This window comes from bacterium (assembly GCA_016124905.1).
Lineage (GTDB): Bacteria > Pseudomonadota > Alphaproteobacteria > Rickettsiales > RI-342 > RI-342.
In genome coordinates, this window is sequence record WGMV01000006.1 from 55993 (window position 1) to 72023 (window position 16031).

A 16031-nucleotide genomic window follows, 5' to 3' on the forward strand; every position below is an offset into this window, starting at 1 on the left:
GGAGTTGTTACGGTAGATATTCGCGTGATTAGCGGTTTTTAAGGATATGCGCCAGCACAAACCCCATCATACCCATAAAGATTTGATGCTTAATTAACGTTTCAAATCCGGCGGTGTGGCTTCCTGCGCTAATTGCGCCACGGCCTCCGCCAGCGGCAGGGTTACGGTCTGCTGGCTGCCAAGGCGGCGAATGCCAAGCGTTCCTTGCTCCGCCTCACGTTTGCCCACCACCACGATGGCCGGAACCTTGGCGGTGGAATGGTGGCGGATCAGGTAATCGATCTTCTGGTTGGCGCCTTCCTCGAAATTCTTTTCCAGTTTCTCGTCATCGCCAAACATGTTGAGCAGCCAGCGCACGCCCTGCTTGTCCAGCGCGGGCAGCACTTGCTCGCGCACATAGGGCATGGCCTCGTCGGTGATGGTGCACACGGCCACCTGCTTGGGCGCCAGCCACATGGGCAGCTTGCCCGCATAATGCTCAATCAGCACGCCGATGAAGCGCTCAAACGAGCCGAGAATGGCCCGATGCAGCATCACGGGGCGGTGCTTGGCGGCATCGGTTCCCACGTAATTGGCGTCCAAACGCTCGGGCAGCACGAAATCCACCTGTAGCGTGCCGCACTGCCAGTCGCGCCCGATGGCGTCGCGCAGCACGAATTCCAGCTTCGGCCCATAGAACGCGCCTTCGCCGGGGTTCAGCTCCGTTTCCAGCCCTGCTGCCGCGCAGGCGGCTTTCAGCGCGCCTTCGGCACGGTCCCAGATGGCATCGTCACCCGCCCGTTTTTCCGGCCGGTCGGAGAATTTCACATGGAAATCCGGAAAGCCGAGGTCCTGATAGACCGAACGCAGCAATTCGCAGAAGGCGATCGTCTCCGAGGTGATCTGCTCCTCGGTGCAGAAGATATGCGCGTCATCCTGCACAAAGCCGCGCACGCGCATCAGCCCGTGCATGGAGCCGGAGGATTCGTTGCGGTGGCAGCTGCCGAATTCCGCCAGGCGCAGCGGCAGCTCGCGATAGCTTTTCAGCGACTGGTTGAATACCTGCACATGCCCCGGGCAGTTCATCGGCTTGAGGCAGAGTTCCTTGTCCTCATCCTCGATGGTGAACATGTTCTCGCGGTATTTTTCCCAGTGGCCGGATTTCTCCCAGAGCACGCGGTCCAGAATCATCGGCGTCTTGATTTCCACATAACCCGTGGAGCGCAGCCGACGGCGGATATAATCCTGCAATGCCGTGTACAGCGTCCAGCCCCGGTTATGCCAGAACACCTGCCCAACGGCTTCTTCCTGAATATGGAACAGCCCCATCTCGCGGCCAAGGCGACGGTGGTCGCGTTTCTCGGCTTCTTCCAGCCGCGTCAGATATTCCTTGAGCTGCTTTTCGCTACCCCAGGCCGTACCATAAATGCGCTGAAGCATGGCGTTTTTGCTATCCCCGCGCCAATAGGCCCCGGCTACCTTCATCAGCTTGTAATGACGGATTTTACCCGTGGAAGGCGCATGCGGCCCGCGGCACAGGTCGATGAAATCACCCTGACGATACAGCGTCACATCCTCATTGGCCGGGATGGAGGCGATGATCTCCGCTTTGTAGGCCTCGCCCTGTTTCTTGAAGAAAGCCACCGCCTCGTCGCGGCTCCACACTTCACGCTCAAAGGGAATATCCTTTTCCGTAATCTCCCGCATCTTCGCCTCGATCTTCTCCAGATCTTCCGTGGAGAAAGGCGTAGCCCGCGCGAAATCGTAATAGAACCCGTCCTCGATCGCCGGGCCGATGGTCACCTGCGTATCGGGGTAAAGCTGCTTCACCGCTTGCGCCATGATATGCGCCGTATCGTGGCGGATAAGCTCCAGTCCTTCCGGGCTGTCGCCCGTGATGATGCGGAGTTTCGCGCTCGCCTCAATCGGGCGGGAAAGATCGCGCTGCTCACCATCCAGCTCAATGGCAAGGGCCGCTTTGGCAAGCCCCGCGCCGATGGATTGCGCCACCTGCAGCCCGGTAGTGCCTGCCGCATATTCCCGCTTGCTGCCATCGGGCAGGGTGAGGGTGATCATGGCGTTGTTTGTGGCAGGTGCGGCTTGCATAGGATTCTTCGCTAAAGGTGGTGAAACAATGTATGGTGTCATTACCGCCAAGGCGGAAATCCAGCCCGCCGTGCATCCGGCCTGGCTGAAAAAACGTTTCTAACGGCTAGTTCGCCCTTTGTCACGGTCTAGCTAACCGATGGAATGTTTCGCGAGCGCAGCGAGTTGGGCCATTGAGGCCCCGCCCGCTAATGCGGGCGTGTCGTTCGCGTAGCGAATGCTGTAAAAGGTAAAATCCTCTAACGTTTGTTAGAGGATGTGTCACGGGCCAGTTCACGTGCTTTTGCCAGGCGGATGAACCGCGCAAACGCATACATCACGCTTTCCGTGAAGCCCGGCAGGCCAAACAACGCATAGCGCCGCAGGAAATAGGCCTTGAAAAACGCCACCCATGGCTCCGCCACCAGGCGCAGCGGGCCGGGGATGCGCCCCTTGGCCACCATGTCTTCCGCCTGCATGCTGCTGTAATAGTTGATTTTGTCAATCGCATGGCGGTGGCTGCGGAAGCACCGGTGGTACATGCAGCCCTTCAAACGCCCAGCCTGCTCGCCCGGCCCAAGCAGCACCGAATCATGCACCAGCGCATCCGCAAACCCTGCACGGCGGTGGTCATACAGCCGTACAGGGCTGTTGGAAGGCGCAAACCGGCGCGGCTTTTCATCCCCGGGAAAGACGATGCAAATGGGGATGTGATACCCCGCCAGCGGCGGTTCGCCCTGGGCAAACAGCGCCTCGATCTCCCGCTTCAGCTCCGGGCTCAAGGCTTCATCGGCATCAATATTCAGCAGCCATGCATTGCGGCACTGGCTTTCGGCAAAGCGCTTTTGCGGCCCGTATCCTTGCCAGGCATGGTGCATCACCTTGGCGCCCATCTTGTCGCTGATGGCGACCGTGCCGTCGTCACTGCCGGAATCCACCACGATCACCTCATCCGCCCAGCCGACGACGGAATTCAACGCATGCACAATGCGGTCTTCCTCATTTTTGGCGATGATGAATACGGATAGCGGCAGCGCGGCCATGAAACATGCTCAACGAATAACAAAGGCTCACCATAGGTTTGGACGGCCCAAATGGCAACCGCCTAGCCGCGTTTCTCGCGAATCGCCTTGTCATACACCGCAAGCGTTCTTGCCTGCATATGCGGCAGCGTGAAGTGCTGCGTCACATGTTGCCGGCCTTTCGCGCCGAAGCGCGAGCGCTGGTCCGTCGGCATGGAAATCACCGTGGAAAGCGCGGTGGCGAGCTGGTCCTCATCGCCCGGCGGCACCAGCCAGCCGGTGATGCCGTTTACCACCGTTTCCAGCACGCCACCATGCTGGGCGGCCACCACCACCTTGTTCATCGCCGCGGCTTCCACCGGCACGCGGCCGAAAGCTTCCGGCTGAATGGAGGGGCACACCACCACGTCGGCCAGCATATAGGCCGCGGGCATGTCGTTGGTGGGCTCCACAATGCGCACCATGCCGCCGAGGCCGAGCTTCATCACCAGGTCTTCAAGCCGCTGACGATAGCCGTCATGCCCGTCATCATCGCCCGCCATCACGCAGCAGAATTCCATTGCGCGCATCTGCGCCAGCGATTTGATGAGCCATTCATGGCCCTTCCATTGCGTGAAGCGCGCGGGCATGAAGATGATGGGCTTGTCGTCCGGCAGCCTCCAGGCTTCCGCCAGCGCGATGATCCGGCTACGGGAGACCGCCTCCGGCGAAAACGAGCCGAGATCCACCCCACGCGGGATCACATGCAGATGCTCCGGCAGCCCGTCGTAATTGTCGCGGATATGGCGCATGGTGAAATCGGAAATGGCGATTACATGGTCGCCCCGCGTCATGATGCGGTTATAGGCATGCTTCATCTTGCCCTGAATGGAATAATGCCCGTGAAAGGTCGTCACAAACGGAATGCCCGCCTGCTTGGCGGCATAATAGGCGCTCCACGCCGGTGCGCGGGAACGCGCATGGATCAGGTCGATATCGTATTTGCGGATGACATGCACCAGGCGGGAGACATTCTGCCACATCACCAGCGGGTTCTTGCTCGCCACCGGCAGTTCCACATGCGTGGCGCCGTGGCGTGTCAGGCGCGAGACCAGCCCGCCGCCTTCGGATGCCACAAAGGAACGAAACCCGTTATTCTGCAATGCCTCGGAAATATCGATGGTGCCGCGCTCCACGCCGCCGCTGCGCAGTTTCGGCACCACCTGCAAAATGCCGCGTGCATTGCCTTGCGGCCACCCATCGGGCAGGGGTTCGTAGCTGGCGTAAACGGCTTGGTGAAATTGCGGGTCTGTGTTGGAAAGAGGCTGTGCTGCCTGGGTGGATTCAACAGGGTGGTCCAAGACAATCTCTTCCATGGTCGCTTTTCTACAGGTAATGTCGGCTGGGCGCTTCGGTAAACGGATTGCGGCGAGCAAAATGCGCGGGGGGTGGGTGGCGCAACCGCAGCGTAGCAGCGCTACGTGAGGATTGCGACGGGGACCAACCCCAAGTAAGTTTGCCGCTGGAATCTGTTTACCGAAGCGCCCTGATGAGTAATGGGGTTTGAAGCATCATGCAAGAAGTACAACATGTAAGCTGGAAAGAAAACGGGGCCGAACATCGCCTTGCCTTTATACGGCGCGAAGCGAAACAAGGCAGGCCCTGGCTCGTGTTTTTCAGCGGCTTTCGGTCGGACAAGGCAGGCAGCAAAGCGCTGTTTCTGGATGAATGGGCAGGGCAGGAAGGCTTAGGCCTCATCCGCTTCGATTATCGCGGCCATGGCGAATCCTCCGGCCGGTTTGAAGAGGGCACCATCGGCCAGTGGAAGGAGGATTCCATCCGCATCCTCGATGAGCTGTTGCCAAAAAACGAGAAAGCCATTCTCGTCGGCTCCAGCATGGGCGGCTGGATGATGCTGCTCGCCGCGCTTGCCCGGCCGGAGAGAGTGAGTGCCCTCATCGGCATTGCCGCCGCGCCGGATTTTACGGAAGACCTGCTTGCCAAAGCCTTCACCTCCGCCCAGCAGCAGGAAATGCGGCAAACGGGCAGAGTGATGATACCCGATTGCTACGGCACGGAGCCCTATGCCATTACGCAAACCTTGCTGACGGAGGGTCAAAGTCACCTCCTGCTGCGCGATGCCATCCCACTCACCATGCCCGTGCGTCTGCTGCACGGCATGCGGGATGAGGATGTGCCGTACCTCACCTCCATCCGCCTCGCGGAAAAACTTCAAAGCACGGATGTGTGTGTGGAGTTCCTGAAGTCAGGCGATCACCGCATGAGCAGCCCGGAAGCGCTGAACGCGCTCAAGCGCATCATCCAGCCATTGCTGTAAGAGAGGGGTTAGGCCGCCACCGCGTATTCCGCTTCCACCACCGTGCCGTTACCCATGCGCATCAGTGGGCGGAAGCCAAGCCCGGCATCGCCGTAGGAAAGCAGCAGCTCGCGATACTCATCCATATCGAACAGGCGCAGCCCCTTTGCCTCAAATGCGTCCACTTCCTCGGCCGTCGGGGCGGAGTAGTAATGCGCCTTGCCCGCATAGGGGATGGCTTCGGGCATATCGTCCTCGTCCAGCCGCTCCAGCAGATCGGCCGCCATGTTGCGCGCCAGCGGGTAGAGCTTCAGCACGTGCCACATCATCGAGCGATGTTTCGCCACACGCAGCTTGCGCTCGTCCACCAGCTCGCCCACATCGATGGAGGCATCCGTCACTTTGTGCAGGGTGATGCCGATATCCTTGTCGCCATTCATCATGGCGCGGAAGGTGGGCATCACGCCGCGATATTGCGGCAGCAGGCCGGAATGGAAATTCCACACGCCCTGTTTGGCGGTGGCGATGTGCGGCTCGCGGAAGATGCAGGCGAAGCGGGCGGAAAGGATCACATCCGGCTCAAAATCGGCGAACACGTCCACGCTGCTGTCATCCTTCAGGCTTTCCACATGTTCCATCTCGCAGCCGTAGAATTCGCTCAGCTGGTTGAAGGTGAGGTATTCGCCCTCGTCGTGGTTGCGCTCAAGCAGGGGAAATAAACGCTGGATCGGTTGGCTCTGCTCCAGCTCATGCAATTGTTGCATGGCCGGGTGGATGTCGCTTTTGGGCAACATGGCCTTGCGCGAAAGCACCATCTTCACTTCGTGCTTTCTCAAAATCGGCAGAAAAAGGTTGGCTGCGACGTTACCGACAATGTCTTCATTGGTGCAGAATATAACGCGCATGTGCCATCTCCCCAATCACGCAGCCTGTGGATAAAATACATAAGCGATTGTCAGCAAAAAGCCAAGACGCAAACATGTGTCGTTTAGCGAAAGCCACGCGATGTTGCTAAAATACAACAGGTGATTTTTAAGGAGCACAATAATAATCTAAGCCGCTGTAAAAAATACATAAGCATTGTTGCAAAATGTCACAGCCCTTTGAAACAAGGCAAGAAAAAGGGGGCAAAACCGCCCCCTCAAGTATCATTATTCATAACAGTAACCCCGGAGCGCAGCGACTGGCCCATTGAGGGCCCGGCCCTAATGGGCGCGTAAAGCGAGCGGCGCGAGCCAGTAACAGGTTTGCGCAGCGACTGGCCCCCATGCTTTTACTGAGAGGGCCCGCGCCCTAATGGGCGCGTAAAGCGAGCGGCGCGAGCCAGTAACGGTTATTTCCCTTCGTAGAAATGCTCCACGAGGTGATCGAGCAGCCGCACGCCGAAGGCCGTGCCGCCTTTCGGGCAGATGGACTTGTCTTTCTTCGTCCAGGCCGTGCCTGCGATGTCCAGGTGCGCCCAGGGCACATCATTGACGAAGCGCTGTAAAAACTGCGCCGCCGTGATGGAACCCGCCCCGCTGCCATCGCCCACATTCTTCACATCGGCGATGTCGCAATTGATCTTCTCGTCATATTCCTTGCCGAGCGGCAGGCGCCACAGTGGCTCGCCCACGGCGATGCCGGACTCGGTCAAGCGGGTGGAAAGCACGTCGTTATTGGAGAACAGCCCAGCATGCACATCGGCCAGCGCCACGATGATGGCGCCTGTCAAGGTGGCCAGGTTCACCATGAATTTGGGCTTGAAACGGTCCTGCGTGTACCACAGCGCATCGGCCAGCACCAGGCGGCCTTCGGCATCGGTATTGATTACCTCGATCGTCTGGCCGGACATGGAGGTCACCACATCCCCCGGGCGCTGGGCGTTGCCGTCGGGCATGTTTTCCACCACGCCCGCCACGCACACCACATTTACCTTGGCCTTGCGGGTGGCCAGCGTTTTCATCAGGCCCGTCACCACACCGGCGCCGGCCATGTCCCATTTCATCTCTTCCATATTGGCAGCGGGCTTGATGGAAATGCCGCCCGTGTCGAAGCACACGCCCTTGCCGATGAAGGCCACCGGCGCGTCGTTCTTCTTGCCGCCGTTCCATTGCATGACGATGAGCTTGGATTCCTTGTCGCTGCCCTGGCCCACGCCGAGCAGGGCATTCATGCCGAGCTTCTTCATTTCTTTCTCGCCCAGCACTTCCACTTCCACGCCGAGCGCGGCAAGTTCCTTGCAATAGGCGGGGAAACTGTCTGGATGCACGATATTGGCGGGCTCACTCACCAGGTCGCGCGTAAGGAACACGCCCTCGATCACGGCTTCCAGGCGCTCATACTGACGGCCCGCTTCGTTCTTGTCGGCGGCCATGATGGTGAGTTTCTTCAGCGTCGGTTTTTTCTCTTCCGGCTCCTTGGTGCGGTATTTATCGAAACGGTAGCTGCGCAGCTGCGCGCCATAGGCCACTTCCGCCGCCAGGTCATGGTCCGACACCAGCAGCTTGTTGCCGCACAGCGCCACGGCGGCTTCTTTCACGCGCTGGCCGTTGAGGAAGGCCACCAGGTCGCCGCCAAGGTTTTGCGCATCCAGCGGTTCGAACTTATCCATCGAGCCCAGCCCGGCCACGATCACGCGTTCCCAGCCATGCGGCATCACGGCATGAAAGAATTTGCCTTTCTTGCCTTTAAACTCAGCCGTCTTCAACGCACGGCTCAAAAACCCCTTGGTGCCTTCGTCCACCGCTTTGGCCTGCTTGGTTAGCGTGCCGTCCTCGAACACGCCCACCACCAGCACATCGGCCTTGTGGACATCTTCATTGATAAAGGGGGTTTTGATGTATTCATGCGCCATGGTGTGTCTCCTTGCCGGGCATCGTTTGTATTTGGCTATCAGTGCCCAAGGTGATAATGAGCAACCACTGAATAATTGATTAAAACGTGCGGGGTGACAAGCATGAAACTGGCAAGCCTCAAACATGGCCGCGATGGCAGGCTCATTATCGTGAGCGACGACCTGAAAAACGCCCTATCGGCCGAAAGCATCTGCGCCACCTTGCAACAGGCGCTGGATGATTGGGAAAAAACCGCGCCCCAACTTCAAAAATTAAGTGACGAGCTCAACGCAGGCAAAGGGCAGGGCGCCTTTGCGCTGGATACCGCCAAACTCGCAGCACCGCTTCCGCGCGCCTACCAGTGGGTGGACGGCTCCGCCTACGTCAATCACGTGGAGCTCGTCCGCAAGGCGCGGGGCGCGGAAATGCCACCAAGCTTCTGGACCGACCCGCTCATGTATCAGGGCTGCTCTGATAGCTTTCTCGGCCCGCAGGACCCTATCGACATGGCCAGCGACGAATGGGGCATCGACCTGGAAGCCGAGATCGCCGTCATCACCGGCGACGTGCCGATGGGCACCACACCTGAAGAAGCAGGGAAATACATCCGCCTCATTCTGCTGGTGAACGATGTCAGCCTGCGCAATCTCATCCCGAACGAACTCGCCAAGGGCTTCGGCTTTTTTCAGAGCAAACCTGCCTCCAGCTTCTCCCCCGTAGCGGTGACGCCCGAAAGCCTGGGCGATGCATGGGATGGCGGCAAGCTGCATCTGCCGCTCGTCTCCCACATCAACGGCAAGCTCTTCGGCAAGCCCGATGCCGGGGTGGACATGACCTTCGATTTCCCGACCCTCATCGCCCATGCTGCCAAAACCCGCCACCTTGCCGCAGGCACCATCGTGGGTTCCGGCACCGTCTCCAACGTGGATCGTTCCAGCGGCTCTTCCTGCCTGGCCGAAAAGCGCATGCTAGAAATCATCGATCAGGGCAAACCCTCCACGCCTTTCCTCACCTTCGGCGATCAGGTGCGCATCGAGATGTTCGATGACAAGGGCCGGTCGATTTTCGGTGCCATTGATCAGAAAGTCAGGCAATATCAAAAGGAAAAATACATCTCCGGAAAGGCGGCCTAGCCCATGATGCAGCTCTATTCCTACTGGCGTTCCTCCGCAAGCTACCGCGTGCGCATCGCCCTTGCGCTGAAAGGCCTCACCATTGAGCAATTGCCGGTGAACCTGGCCCAGGGGGTGCAGAACGGCAAGGCCTTCAAGGGCGTCAACCCGCAGGGTTTTGTTCCGGCGCTTCAGCTCGATAGCGGCCAGATCATCGGCCAGTCGCTCGCCATCATCGACTATCTGGAAGAGACCTATCCCACCCCACATCTGCTGCCCGCCGCGCAGGAGCACCGGGCCTATGTGCGCCAGCTTGCCAACCTCGTCTGCTCCGATATTCACCCTTTAAATAATTTACGTGTTCTCAATTATTTGAAAGACAATCTTAAAGTAACAGAAGAGCAGAAAAAGGCCTGGATCGCCCACTGGATCCAAAGCGGGTTCGAGGCTATGGAAACCCTCATCGAGCATTCCGGCCTGGCGGGCGAATGCTGCCACGGCAACCAGCCGAGCCTGGCGGATGTCTGCCTGATTCCGCAAATCTACAATGCCCGCCGTTTCGGCGTATCGCTGGATGCATACCCGACGCTTCAGCGTATCGAGAAATATTGCCTGGCATTGCCGCCCTTCATGGTCGCCCATCCGGACAGCCAGAAGGATGCGGTTGCCGCATAGCGGAGACGGACATGCCGATACTGAAAAACAGCCCCGCCCTCTGGAAAACCCATTTTCCCTGGCCGCGTGACGATGCGCATAAATACAGCCGCGGCACCCTGTTCATCATGGCCGGAAAAGGCGCCGCCGGCGCGCCATTGCTGGCTGCCGAGGCCGCCATGCGCGCCGCCGCCGGTTATGTCATGCTCGCCTGCCCGAAACAGCATCACGCCATGATGGCCGCCATGGGCCCGCGCGCCCTTGTGTATGCGCCATACGAAGCACCCGCCGAATGGCAGGAGGCGCTTTCCTCGCGTCCCTTCACGGCCTTGCTCATCGGCCCCGGCAACGGCGTGTCCGACCATACGAAAACCCAGCTTCGCACGCTGATGGAGCAGGGGCTGCCGATGGTGGTGGATGCCGACGGCCTGACATGCCTTGCCGGGCAGGCCGGCATGATGAAAGACGTTGCCCACGCCCCGCTGGTGCTCACCCCGCATGAAGGCGAATTCGCCCGTCTCTTCAAGGATATCAGCGGCGACCGTCCGCACCGAGCCATGGCCGCCGCCAAGGCTTCCGGCGCGGTGGTGGTGCTGAAAGGGCCGGATACGCTCATTGCTTCGCCGAGCGGCGAATTGGCCGTGCAGGAGCATGCCCCCGCCTGGCTTGCGACCGCCGGCAGCGGCGATGTGCTGGTCGGCATCATCGCGGGTTTGCTTTCCACCATGCCCGCCAGCGGCATCTCCGCCTTTCATGCCGCCTGCGCGGGCGTCTGGCTGCACAGCGAGGCCGCGCGCCTGCACGGCCCGGGCTTGATTGCCGACGATCTGCCACCCATATTACCCGATGTGCTCGCCTATCTTCAGGAGGAAGCGTAATGTCGAAATCAGCGAAAAAACCCCTCTCGCCCGAGGCCCAATATGTCTGCCACCAGGGCGGAACCGAAGCCCCCTTTAGCGGCAAATACAACCACCACAAGGATACCGGCACCTACCATTGCCTCTGCTGCGACGCACCGCTTTTCTCATCGGAACATAAATACGATTCCGGCTCCGGCTGGCCGAGTTTCTGGCAACCCGTCAACGACAAAGCCATCCGCTACATCGAAGATACCAGCCACGGCATGAAACGCGTCGAAACCCGCTGTGCCGCCTGCGATGCCCATCTCGGCCACGTCTTCCCCGACGGCCCGCAACCTACCGGCGCGCGCTTCTGCATCAATTCCGTCTCGCTGGATTTTGAGAAAAACTAACCATTATCGTCATCCTCGGGGCCGCGAAGCGGCAACCGGGGATCTATCGTGCCGCCATGTATGGATTCTCGGTTCACGCTTCGCGTGAATGACCATTAACCGAAATAACTCACCGCATTCCGGAAAATCGCCATCCCGTCACTCTCCACCGGCAGCTTCTTGCCCGCATCATGATACTGGCGTTTCAGCTTCGTCCAGTCATCCCGCTGGGTGAAAAACATCCCGCGCTCCGGGTGCGGCATCATGGCGATTACGCGGCCGGTTACGTCTGTCACGGCGGCGATGTCTTCCGTCGCGCCGTTCGGGTTGGCGGGGAACGCGCCATTCGCGGGCGTGCCATCGCTGTTGATGTAACGCAACCCGACCAGCTTGTTGTCATTCATGAAAGCCAGCGTCTCCGGCGTCATCACCATATTGCCCTCGCCATGCGCCACGGGGATGTGCATGCGCTGGATGCCGCGCAGCCAGGGGGAGGTTGACCCGCTGACAGCCACATCCACCCACCGGCACTGATAGCGGTTGCTGCTGTTGTGCAGCACGGCGATCTTCTTGCCCTTTTCGGCTTCCTCATAACCCGGCACCAAACCAAGCCGCGCCAGGATCTGGCAGCCGTTGCAGATGCCGATGGTCAAGGTGTCACGCGCCACGAAACCGAGCACCGCCTCCAGCAGATGGTTGCGCAGCTTATGCGCATAGGCATTGCCCGAGCCCGTATCATCCCCGAAGGAAAAACCGCCTGGAATCAGCATGATCTGGAATTCATCCAGAGCCTTAGGGTTCTCGATCAGGTCATTGATATGCTTAATCGTTACCTCGGCGCCATTATGCTTGAGGGCGAACTCGCTTTCATCCTCGCAATTAAGGCCGTAACCGGAAAGGACGATGGCTTTCGGGGCGGGCATGATGGCCTCCTAAAACTGCTGAAGCGGCTTTTTGTAAGCAGCTTCCAGCGTAGCGATGGAACAATCAAACGAATGGCCGTTAAGGCCGGTGATACATACAAGGCCGTCTTCTTCCACGGTGCCGATGCAGCCTAGGATGAACGGGTCCAGCGCAGCCTCAAAGGCGGCTTTGTCGCGCGGCGCGACCGTCACCACCATGCGCCCCAGCGATTCGGAGAAAAGCACCGTGTCGTCGCGCGTCACCTCATTGGCTTTAGGTACCTTGCGCAGGTCGACATTCGCACCGAGCCTGCCGCCGATCAGGCTTTTGGCCAGCGCCACGCCCAAACCCCCAAAACCCACCGCGATAGCGGATTGCACCAGGTCCTTCTTCACCGCCTCATGATAGGCGCGATACGTCGCCTCGCAGGTGGCCACATCCAGCACCGGCACATTCGCGCCCACCTGGTTATGCAGGGCATAATATTCCGAGCCACCCAGCTCATTCTTCGTTTCACCGATCACATAAATCAAATCGCCCGGCATCTTCACATCCAGCGAAACGGACTGATGCACGTCCTCCACCACGCCAAGGGCGGAAATCAGCAGGGTAGGCGGTACCGAAAGCTTGATCGGGTTGCCTTCCTCGTCATAGCCTTTGAAATCGTTGAACATGCTGTCCTTGCCGGAAATGTACGGCGTGCCATAGGCCACCGCCACATCGTAGCAGGCCCGCGCCGCGTCCTTCAGCTGCGCCAGCCGCTCGGGATTCGTGGAATCGCACCAGCAGAAATTATCCATGATGGCCAGATGGTCCAGATGCCCCCCTGCCGCCACGGCGCTGCGCACGGCCATGTCGATGCTGGCCGCCGCCATGGCGTAGCAATCGATGTCACTGTAACGCGGCCCCACGCCCTGCGAGGTCACCACGCCGCGGTTACGGTCCAGCAATGGGCGGGAGACGGTGGCCTCCGCATACACGCGCCCCGGCCCCTGCAGCGGTTTGAGCACGGAGGTGCCCTGCACCTCATGGTCATATTGCGTGGCGATGAACTCGCGGCTGCAGATGTTCAGCCGCCCCATCATCGCTTCCAGCGTGCTGGCCAGGTTGGCGGGCTGGTCCAGCGTGGGCTCCATCAAACGCGGGCGGACGGCCTTTGTTACCTGCTCGAATTTCGGCTGCCCGTCATGCAGGAATTCCATGCTCATATCCATGATCACACGGCCGTTCATGGTAATGCGCGCGCGGCCGTCGTCGGTGAAGGTTCCAATCACGGTGGCTTCCACCCCGCGCCGCTTCATCAGCTCGATCAGGGCTTGCACCTTCTCCGGCGGCACGGCCATGCTCATACGTTCCTGCGATTCGGAGATCCAGATCTCCCACGGCGCCATGCCGGGATATTTCAAGGGCACCTTCTCCAGCTCCACATGGAAGCCGCCGCTCCCTTCCGCCATCTCGCCGATGGAGGAGGAAAGCCCGCCTGCGCCATTGTCGGTAATAGCGTGATACAGGTTCATATGCCGCGCTTCGCGCACGATCGTGTCTGAAAGTTTTTTCTGCGTGATAGGATCGCCGATCTGCACGGCAGTCGACGGGCTGCCCTCGTCCAATGCCACGGAGGAGAAGGTCGCGCCATGGATGCCGTCCTTACCCACACGGCCGCCAAGCATCACGATGCAATCGCCCGGACGGGCGGATTTAACATGCGACGGCTGGCCGTTCAGTTCACGCGGAATCAGCCCCACCGTGCCCACGAACACCAGCGGTTTGCCCGCATAGCGATCATCGAAATACACAAATCCCTGCGGCGTGGGGATGCCCGAGCAATTCCCGCCCGCATTCACGCCACTCACCACGCCCTGCATGATGGCCACCGGCGGCAGCAGCGGCATGGACTGGTTCGGCCCGCGGTAGAATTTCGGGTCATAGAACGGATCGGCAAAACAGAAGCCGTAGCGGTTGATGATGGGCTTCGCGCCTAACCCAAAACCCAGCGTATCGCGGTTCACGCCCACAATGCCCGTGATGGCCCCGCCGAACGGGTCCAGCGCGGATGGGCTGTTATGCGTCTCCGCCTTGTCGGTGATGAGATACTCGTCATCAAACGCGATCGCGCCGGAATTATCCTTAAACACCGACACGCAGATATCCTGGTTGCCCCGGCGCGCGCGGATGGTCTCCGTCGCCCGGCGGATATAATGGCGGTAAATCCCTTCGCCAATCTCATCAATGGGCGAGGCAAAGATCGTGTGCTTGCAATGTTCCGACCAGGTCTGCGCCAGCGTTTCCAGCTCAATATCGCGCGGCCTGCGGCCTTCCTGATTTTTGAAATAATCGCGGATGGCTTTCAGCTCGTTCAGGTTCAGCCCAAGCGGCCCGCGAAAGGTGCCGTCGGCATTGGGAATGCCCCGGTCGCCGATTTCCTTGAGCTTCTGCTCCGGCACTTCCAGGTTCACCTCATCGGCCACCGGTTTGGCCGTCAGCTTCACCTTGGGCACGATGAAGGCCATGCCCTTATCCTGCTTGTAGGTGACGAAATCTTTGACGTGGATGCGCTGGATCAGCGGGTTGGCCAGCTCACGTGCAACGGCTTCCACATCGCTGAGGGTGAGTTTACCTTTCAGCAGGTAAAGCGTGGAATAATAAACCTTTTCGCCTTCCACGAAATAAAACTTTCCCGGGCTGCCGAACTTATCAGCAATCGTCTCCTGCGCGGTGGAGGCCACATTGTCCGTCACCCCCGGCAGAAAGCCGATTTCGAGCGCCCAGTCGAACCCTTCGTCATAGACGTGCAGCCCCGGCTCCTGCCGCACAATGTAATGGTGCGTCACCGGATGGGTCAGCGCCTGGGCGCTGGCATAAAGATGGTCGGTCGTCATCGCCTTATCGACCGTATAAACATCCACCACGCGGACCGATTGCAGCTTCATGCCGCGCTTGAAGCGCCCGAGCAGCGCATGCCCCCGCGCATCTGGCGGCAGGTTGGCCGGGAAGGGATGGAGCGGATGAATCTCAATACGTGTCGCCATGAAAACCATTCGGGCCTGAAATTAATCTGGCGGCTACGGAGAATGCCTTTACAAATGGCACCCGCTGACCATCCATCTGGGAATGTAGCTGTATCTATGCAAATGGGGCCTCGCTTGCAACGATTACTTGGAACCGTCATATTTGCGGCCACGCTGGCCTGGGGCTGCGCCCCGGCGCAAACGGCGGAAAAAAGCCCCTTGCATGCGGTGAAGCACGTCATCGACGGTGACACGATCGTGCTGGATGACGGCGAGCATGTGCGGCTGGTCGGCATCCAGGCCCCCGAGATTGCACATAAGGATTCCCCCGGCCAGCCTTACGGGCCGGAAGCCACCGAGGCGCTGAAAAAACTCATCGGTCAAAGCAGAATCCGCGTGGAGCCTGCCGCCGAACCGCGCGACCGTCATGGCCGCCTGCTGGCCTATCTCTACCCGGAAAAGGGGGACATGCTGCAGCTGGCCATGGTGAAATCCGGCGCGGCGATGGTCTACAGCTTTCCCAACAACACCGCCCATATCTCGGAATTCCTCAAGGCCGAAGCGGCTGCCCGCGCCGCCGGAAAAGGCCTCTGGCAATTGCCCGCCTACCGGCCATTGACAGCCGAAACCGCAGGGCAGGGCGACGGCCAGTACCGCGTGGTGGAAGGCGTCATTCGTCATGTGGCCAAGGTAAAGGGCCACTGGTACCTCAATTTCGGTGAGGACTGGAAAACGGATTTCACCATCTTCATCGACCGCAAGAACGTAAAACGATTCTCATCTTCAGACCTCCACCCCCAGGATTGGGAAGGCCGCCGCATCCGCATCCACGGCTGGATATTCCCCAAAAACGGCCCGATGATCGAACTCACCCATCCACAGCAGATGGAACTGCTTGTCTCTGATACGCCCACGCGCTAGTTTA

Annotated in this window: 13 protein-coding genes; 6 read left to right on the forward strand and 7 right to left on the reverse strand. The window is 59.7% G+C overall.

Features of this window, described 5'->3' with window-relative positions; genetic code table 11:
• Positions 1–93: 93 nt before the first annotated feature.
• The 3 genes from thrS to GC177_01550 form a co-directional block, all read right to left on the reverse strand.
• Positions 94–2055 (reverse strand): threonine--tRNA ligase, encoded by a 1962-nt coding sequence (thrS, locus tag GC177_01540; GenBank protein ID MBI1274637.1) that lies wholly within the window; start codon positions 2053–2055, stop codon positions 94–96.
• Between the two features lie 269 nt (positions 2056–2324).
• Entirely contained in the window at positions 2325–3107 is a 783-nt protein-coding gene (locus GC177_01545; GenBank protein ID MBI1274638.1) for a glycosyltransferase, read from the reverse strand.
• A 62-nt stretch (positions 3108–3169) separates the two neighbouring features.
• A complete protein-coding gene (locus GC177_01550; protein MBI1274639.1) occupies positions 3170–4441 on the reverse strand; it encodes a glycosyltransferase in 1272 nt (423 codons plus the stop codon).
• A gap of 197 nt (positions 4442–4638) precedes the next feature.
• Between GC177_01550 and GC177_01555 the strand changes: the two genes are divergently transcribed.
• Positions 4639–5403, forward strand: coding sequence for an alpha/beta fold hydrolase (locus GC177_01555; protein MBI1274640.1), 765 nt, complete (start codon positions 4639–4641; stop codon positions 5401–5403).
• Positions 5404–5411: 8 nt separating this feature from the next.
• On the opposite strand, the gene GC177_01560 is transcribed toward GC177_01555, so the two are convergent.
• Together GC177_01560 and GC177_01565 are read right to left on the reverse strand one after the other, a co-directional pair.
• Positions 5412–6287 (reverse strand): hypothetical protein, encoded by an 876-nt coding sequence (locus tag GC177_01560; protein ID MBI1274641.1) that lies wholly within the window; start codon positions 6285–6287, stop codon positions 5412–5414.
• Positions 6288–6715: 428 nt separating this feature from the next.
• The gene (locus tag GC177_01565) at positions 6716–8218 is read right to left on the reverse strand and encodes a leucyl aminopeptidase (GenBank protein MBI1274642.1); all 1503 of its coding nucleotides are present in this window, start codon (positions 8216–8218) and stop codon (positions 6716–6718) included.
• 102 nt (positions 8219–8320) lie between these two features.
• Between GC177_01565 and GC177_01570 the strand changes: the two genes are divergently transcribed.
• Genes GC177_01570 through msrB form a run of 4 tightly spaced genes read left to right on the forward strand, consistent with a single transcriptional unit; the run spans position 8321 to position 11216 of the window.
• Positions 8321–9331 carry a 2-keto-4-pentenoate hydratase gene (locus tag GC177_01570; GenBank protein ID MBI1274643.1) on the forward strand — a complete coding sequence of 337 codons (1011 nt, stop codon included), beginning with the start codon at positions 8321–8323 and terminating at the stop codon, positions 9329–9331.
• Positions 9332–9334: 3 nt separating this feature from the next.
• On the forward strand, positions 9335–9985 hold the full coding sequence (maiA, locus tag GC177_01575; protein MBI1274644.1) for a maleylacetoacetate isomerase: 651 nt from the start codon (positions 9335–9337) through the stop codon (positions 9983–9985).
• Between the two features lie 11 nt (positions 9986–9996).
• Positions 9997–10842 carry an NAD(P)H-hydrate dehydratase gene (locus GC177_01580; protein MBI1274645.1) on the forward strand — a complete coding sequence of 282 codons (846 nt, stop codon included), beginning with the start codon at positions 9997–9999 and terminating at the stop codon, positions 10840–10842.
• The gene (gene msrB, locus GC177_01585) at positions 10842–11216 is read left to right on the forward strand and encodes a peptide-methionine (R)-S-oxide reductase MsrB (GenBank protein MBI1274646.1); all 375 of its coding nucleotides are present in this window, start codon (positions 10842–10844) and stop codon (positions 11214–11216) included. Before GC177_01580 ends, msrB begins: the two co-directional genes overlap by 1 nt.
• Before the next feature lie 95 nt (positions 11217–11311).
• On the opposite strand, the gene GC177_01590 is transcribed toward msrB, so the two are convergent.
• Together GC177_01590 and GC177_01595 are read right to left on the reverse strand one after the other, a co-directional pair.
• On the reverse strand, positions 11312–12118 hold the full coding sequence (locus GC177_01590) for a phosphoribosylformylglycinamidine synthase subunit PurQ (protein ID MBI1274647.1): 807 nt from the start codon (positions 12116–12118) through the stop codon (positions 11312–11314).
• 9 nt (positions 12119–12127) lie between these two features.
• The gene (locus GC177_01595) at positions 12128–15136 is read right to left on the reverse strand and encodes a phosphoribosylformylglycinamidine synthase (GenBank protein MBI1274648.1); all 3009 of its coding nucleotides are present in this window, start codon (positions 15134–15136) and stop codon (positions 12128–12130) included.
• Between GC177_01595 and GC177_01600 the strand changes: the two genes are divergently transcribed.
• Positions 14918–16027, forward strand: a complete 1110-nt coding sequence (locus GC177_01600) for a hypothetical protein (GenBank protein MBI1274649.1) — start codon at positions 14918–14920, stop codon at positions 16025–16027. The genes GC177_01595 and GC177_01600 overlap by 219 nt on opposite strands.
• Positions 16028–16031 lie beyond the last annotated feature (4 nt).

Excerpts from the sequence above, each read along its gene's own strand:
- maiA (MBI1274644.1), top strand. The coding sequence starts at position 9,335 with ATGATGCAGCTCTATTCCTACTGGCGTTCCTCCGCAAGCTACCGCGTG.
- GC177_01570 (MBI1274643.1), top strand. The coding sequence starts at position 8,321 with ATGAAACTGGCAAGCCTCAAACATGGCCGCGATGGCAGGCTCATTATC.
- GC177_01580 (MBI1274645.1), top strand. The coding sequence starts at position 9,997 with ATGCCGATACTGAAAAACAGCCCCGCCCTCTGGAAAACCCATTTTCCC.
- GC177_01545 (MBI1274638.1), bottom strand. The coding sequence starts at position 3,107 with ATGGCCGCGCTGCCGCTATCCGTATTCATCATCGCCAAAAATGAGGAA.
- msrB (MBI1274646.1), top strand. The coding sequence starts at position 10,842 with ATGTCGAAATCAGCGAAAAAACCCCTCTCGCCCGAGGCCCAATATGTC.
- GC177_01555 (MBI1274640.1), top strand. The coding sequence starts at position 4,639 with ATGCAAGAAGTACAACATGTAAGCTGGAAAGAAAACGGGGCCGAACAT.
- thrS (MBI1274637.1), bottom strand. The coding sequence starts at position 2,055 with ATGATCACCCTCACCCTGCCCGATGGCAGCAAGCGGGAATATGCGGCA.
- GC177_01565 (MBI1274642.1), bottom strand. The coding sequence starts at position 8,218 with ATGGCGCATGAATACATCAAAACCCCCTTTATCAATGAAGATGTCCAC.
- GC177_01595 (MBI1274648.1), bottom strand. The coding sequence starts at position 15,136 with ATGGTTTTCATGGCGACACGTATTGAGATTCATCCGCTCCATCCCTTC.
- GC177_01560 (MBI1274641.1), bottom strand. The coding sequence starts at position 6,287 with ATGCGCGTTATATTCTGCACCAATGAAGACATTGTCGGTAACGTCGCA.
- GC177_01590 (MBI1274647.1), bottom strand. The coding sequence starts at position 12,118 with ATGCCCGCCCCGAAAGCCATCGTCCTTTCCGGTTACGGCCTTAATTGC.
- GC177_01550 (MBI1274639.1), bottom strand. The coding sequence starts at position 4,441 with ATGGAAGAGATTGTCTTGGACCACCCTGTTGAATCCACCCAGGCAGCA.
- GC177_01600 (MBI1274649.1), top strand. The coding sequence starts at position 14,918 with ATGGTGCGTCACCGGATGGGTCAGCGCCTGGGCGCTGGCATAAAGATG.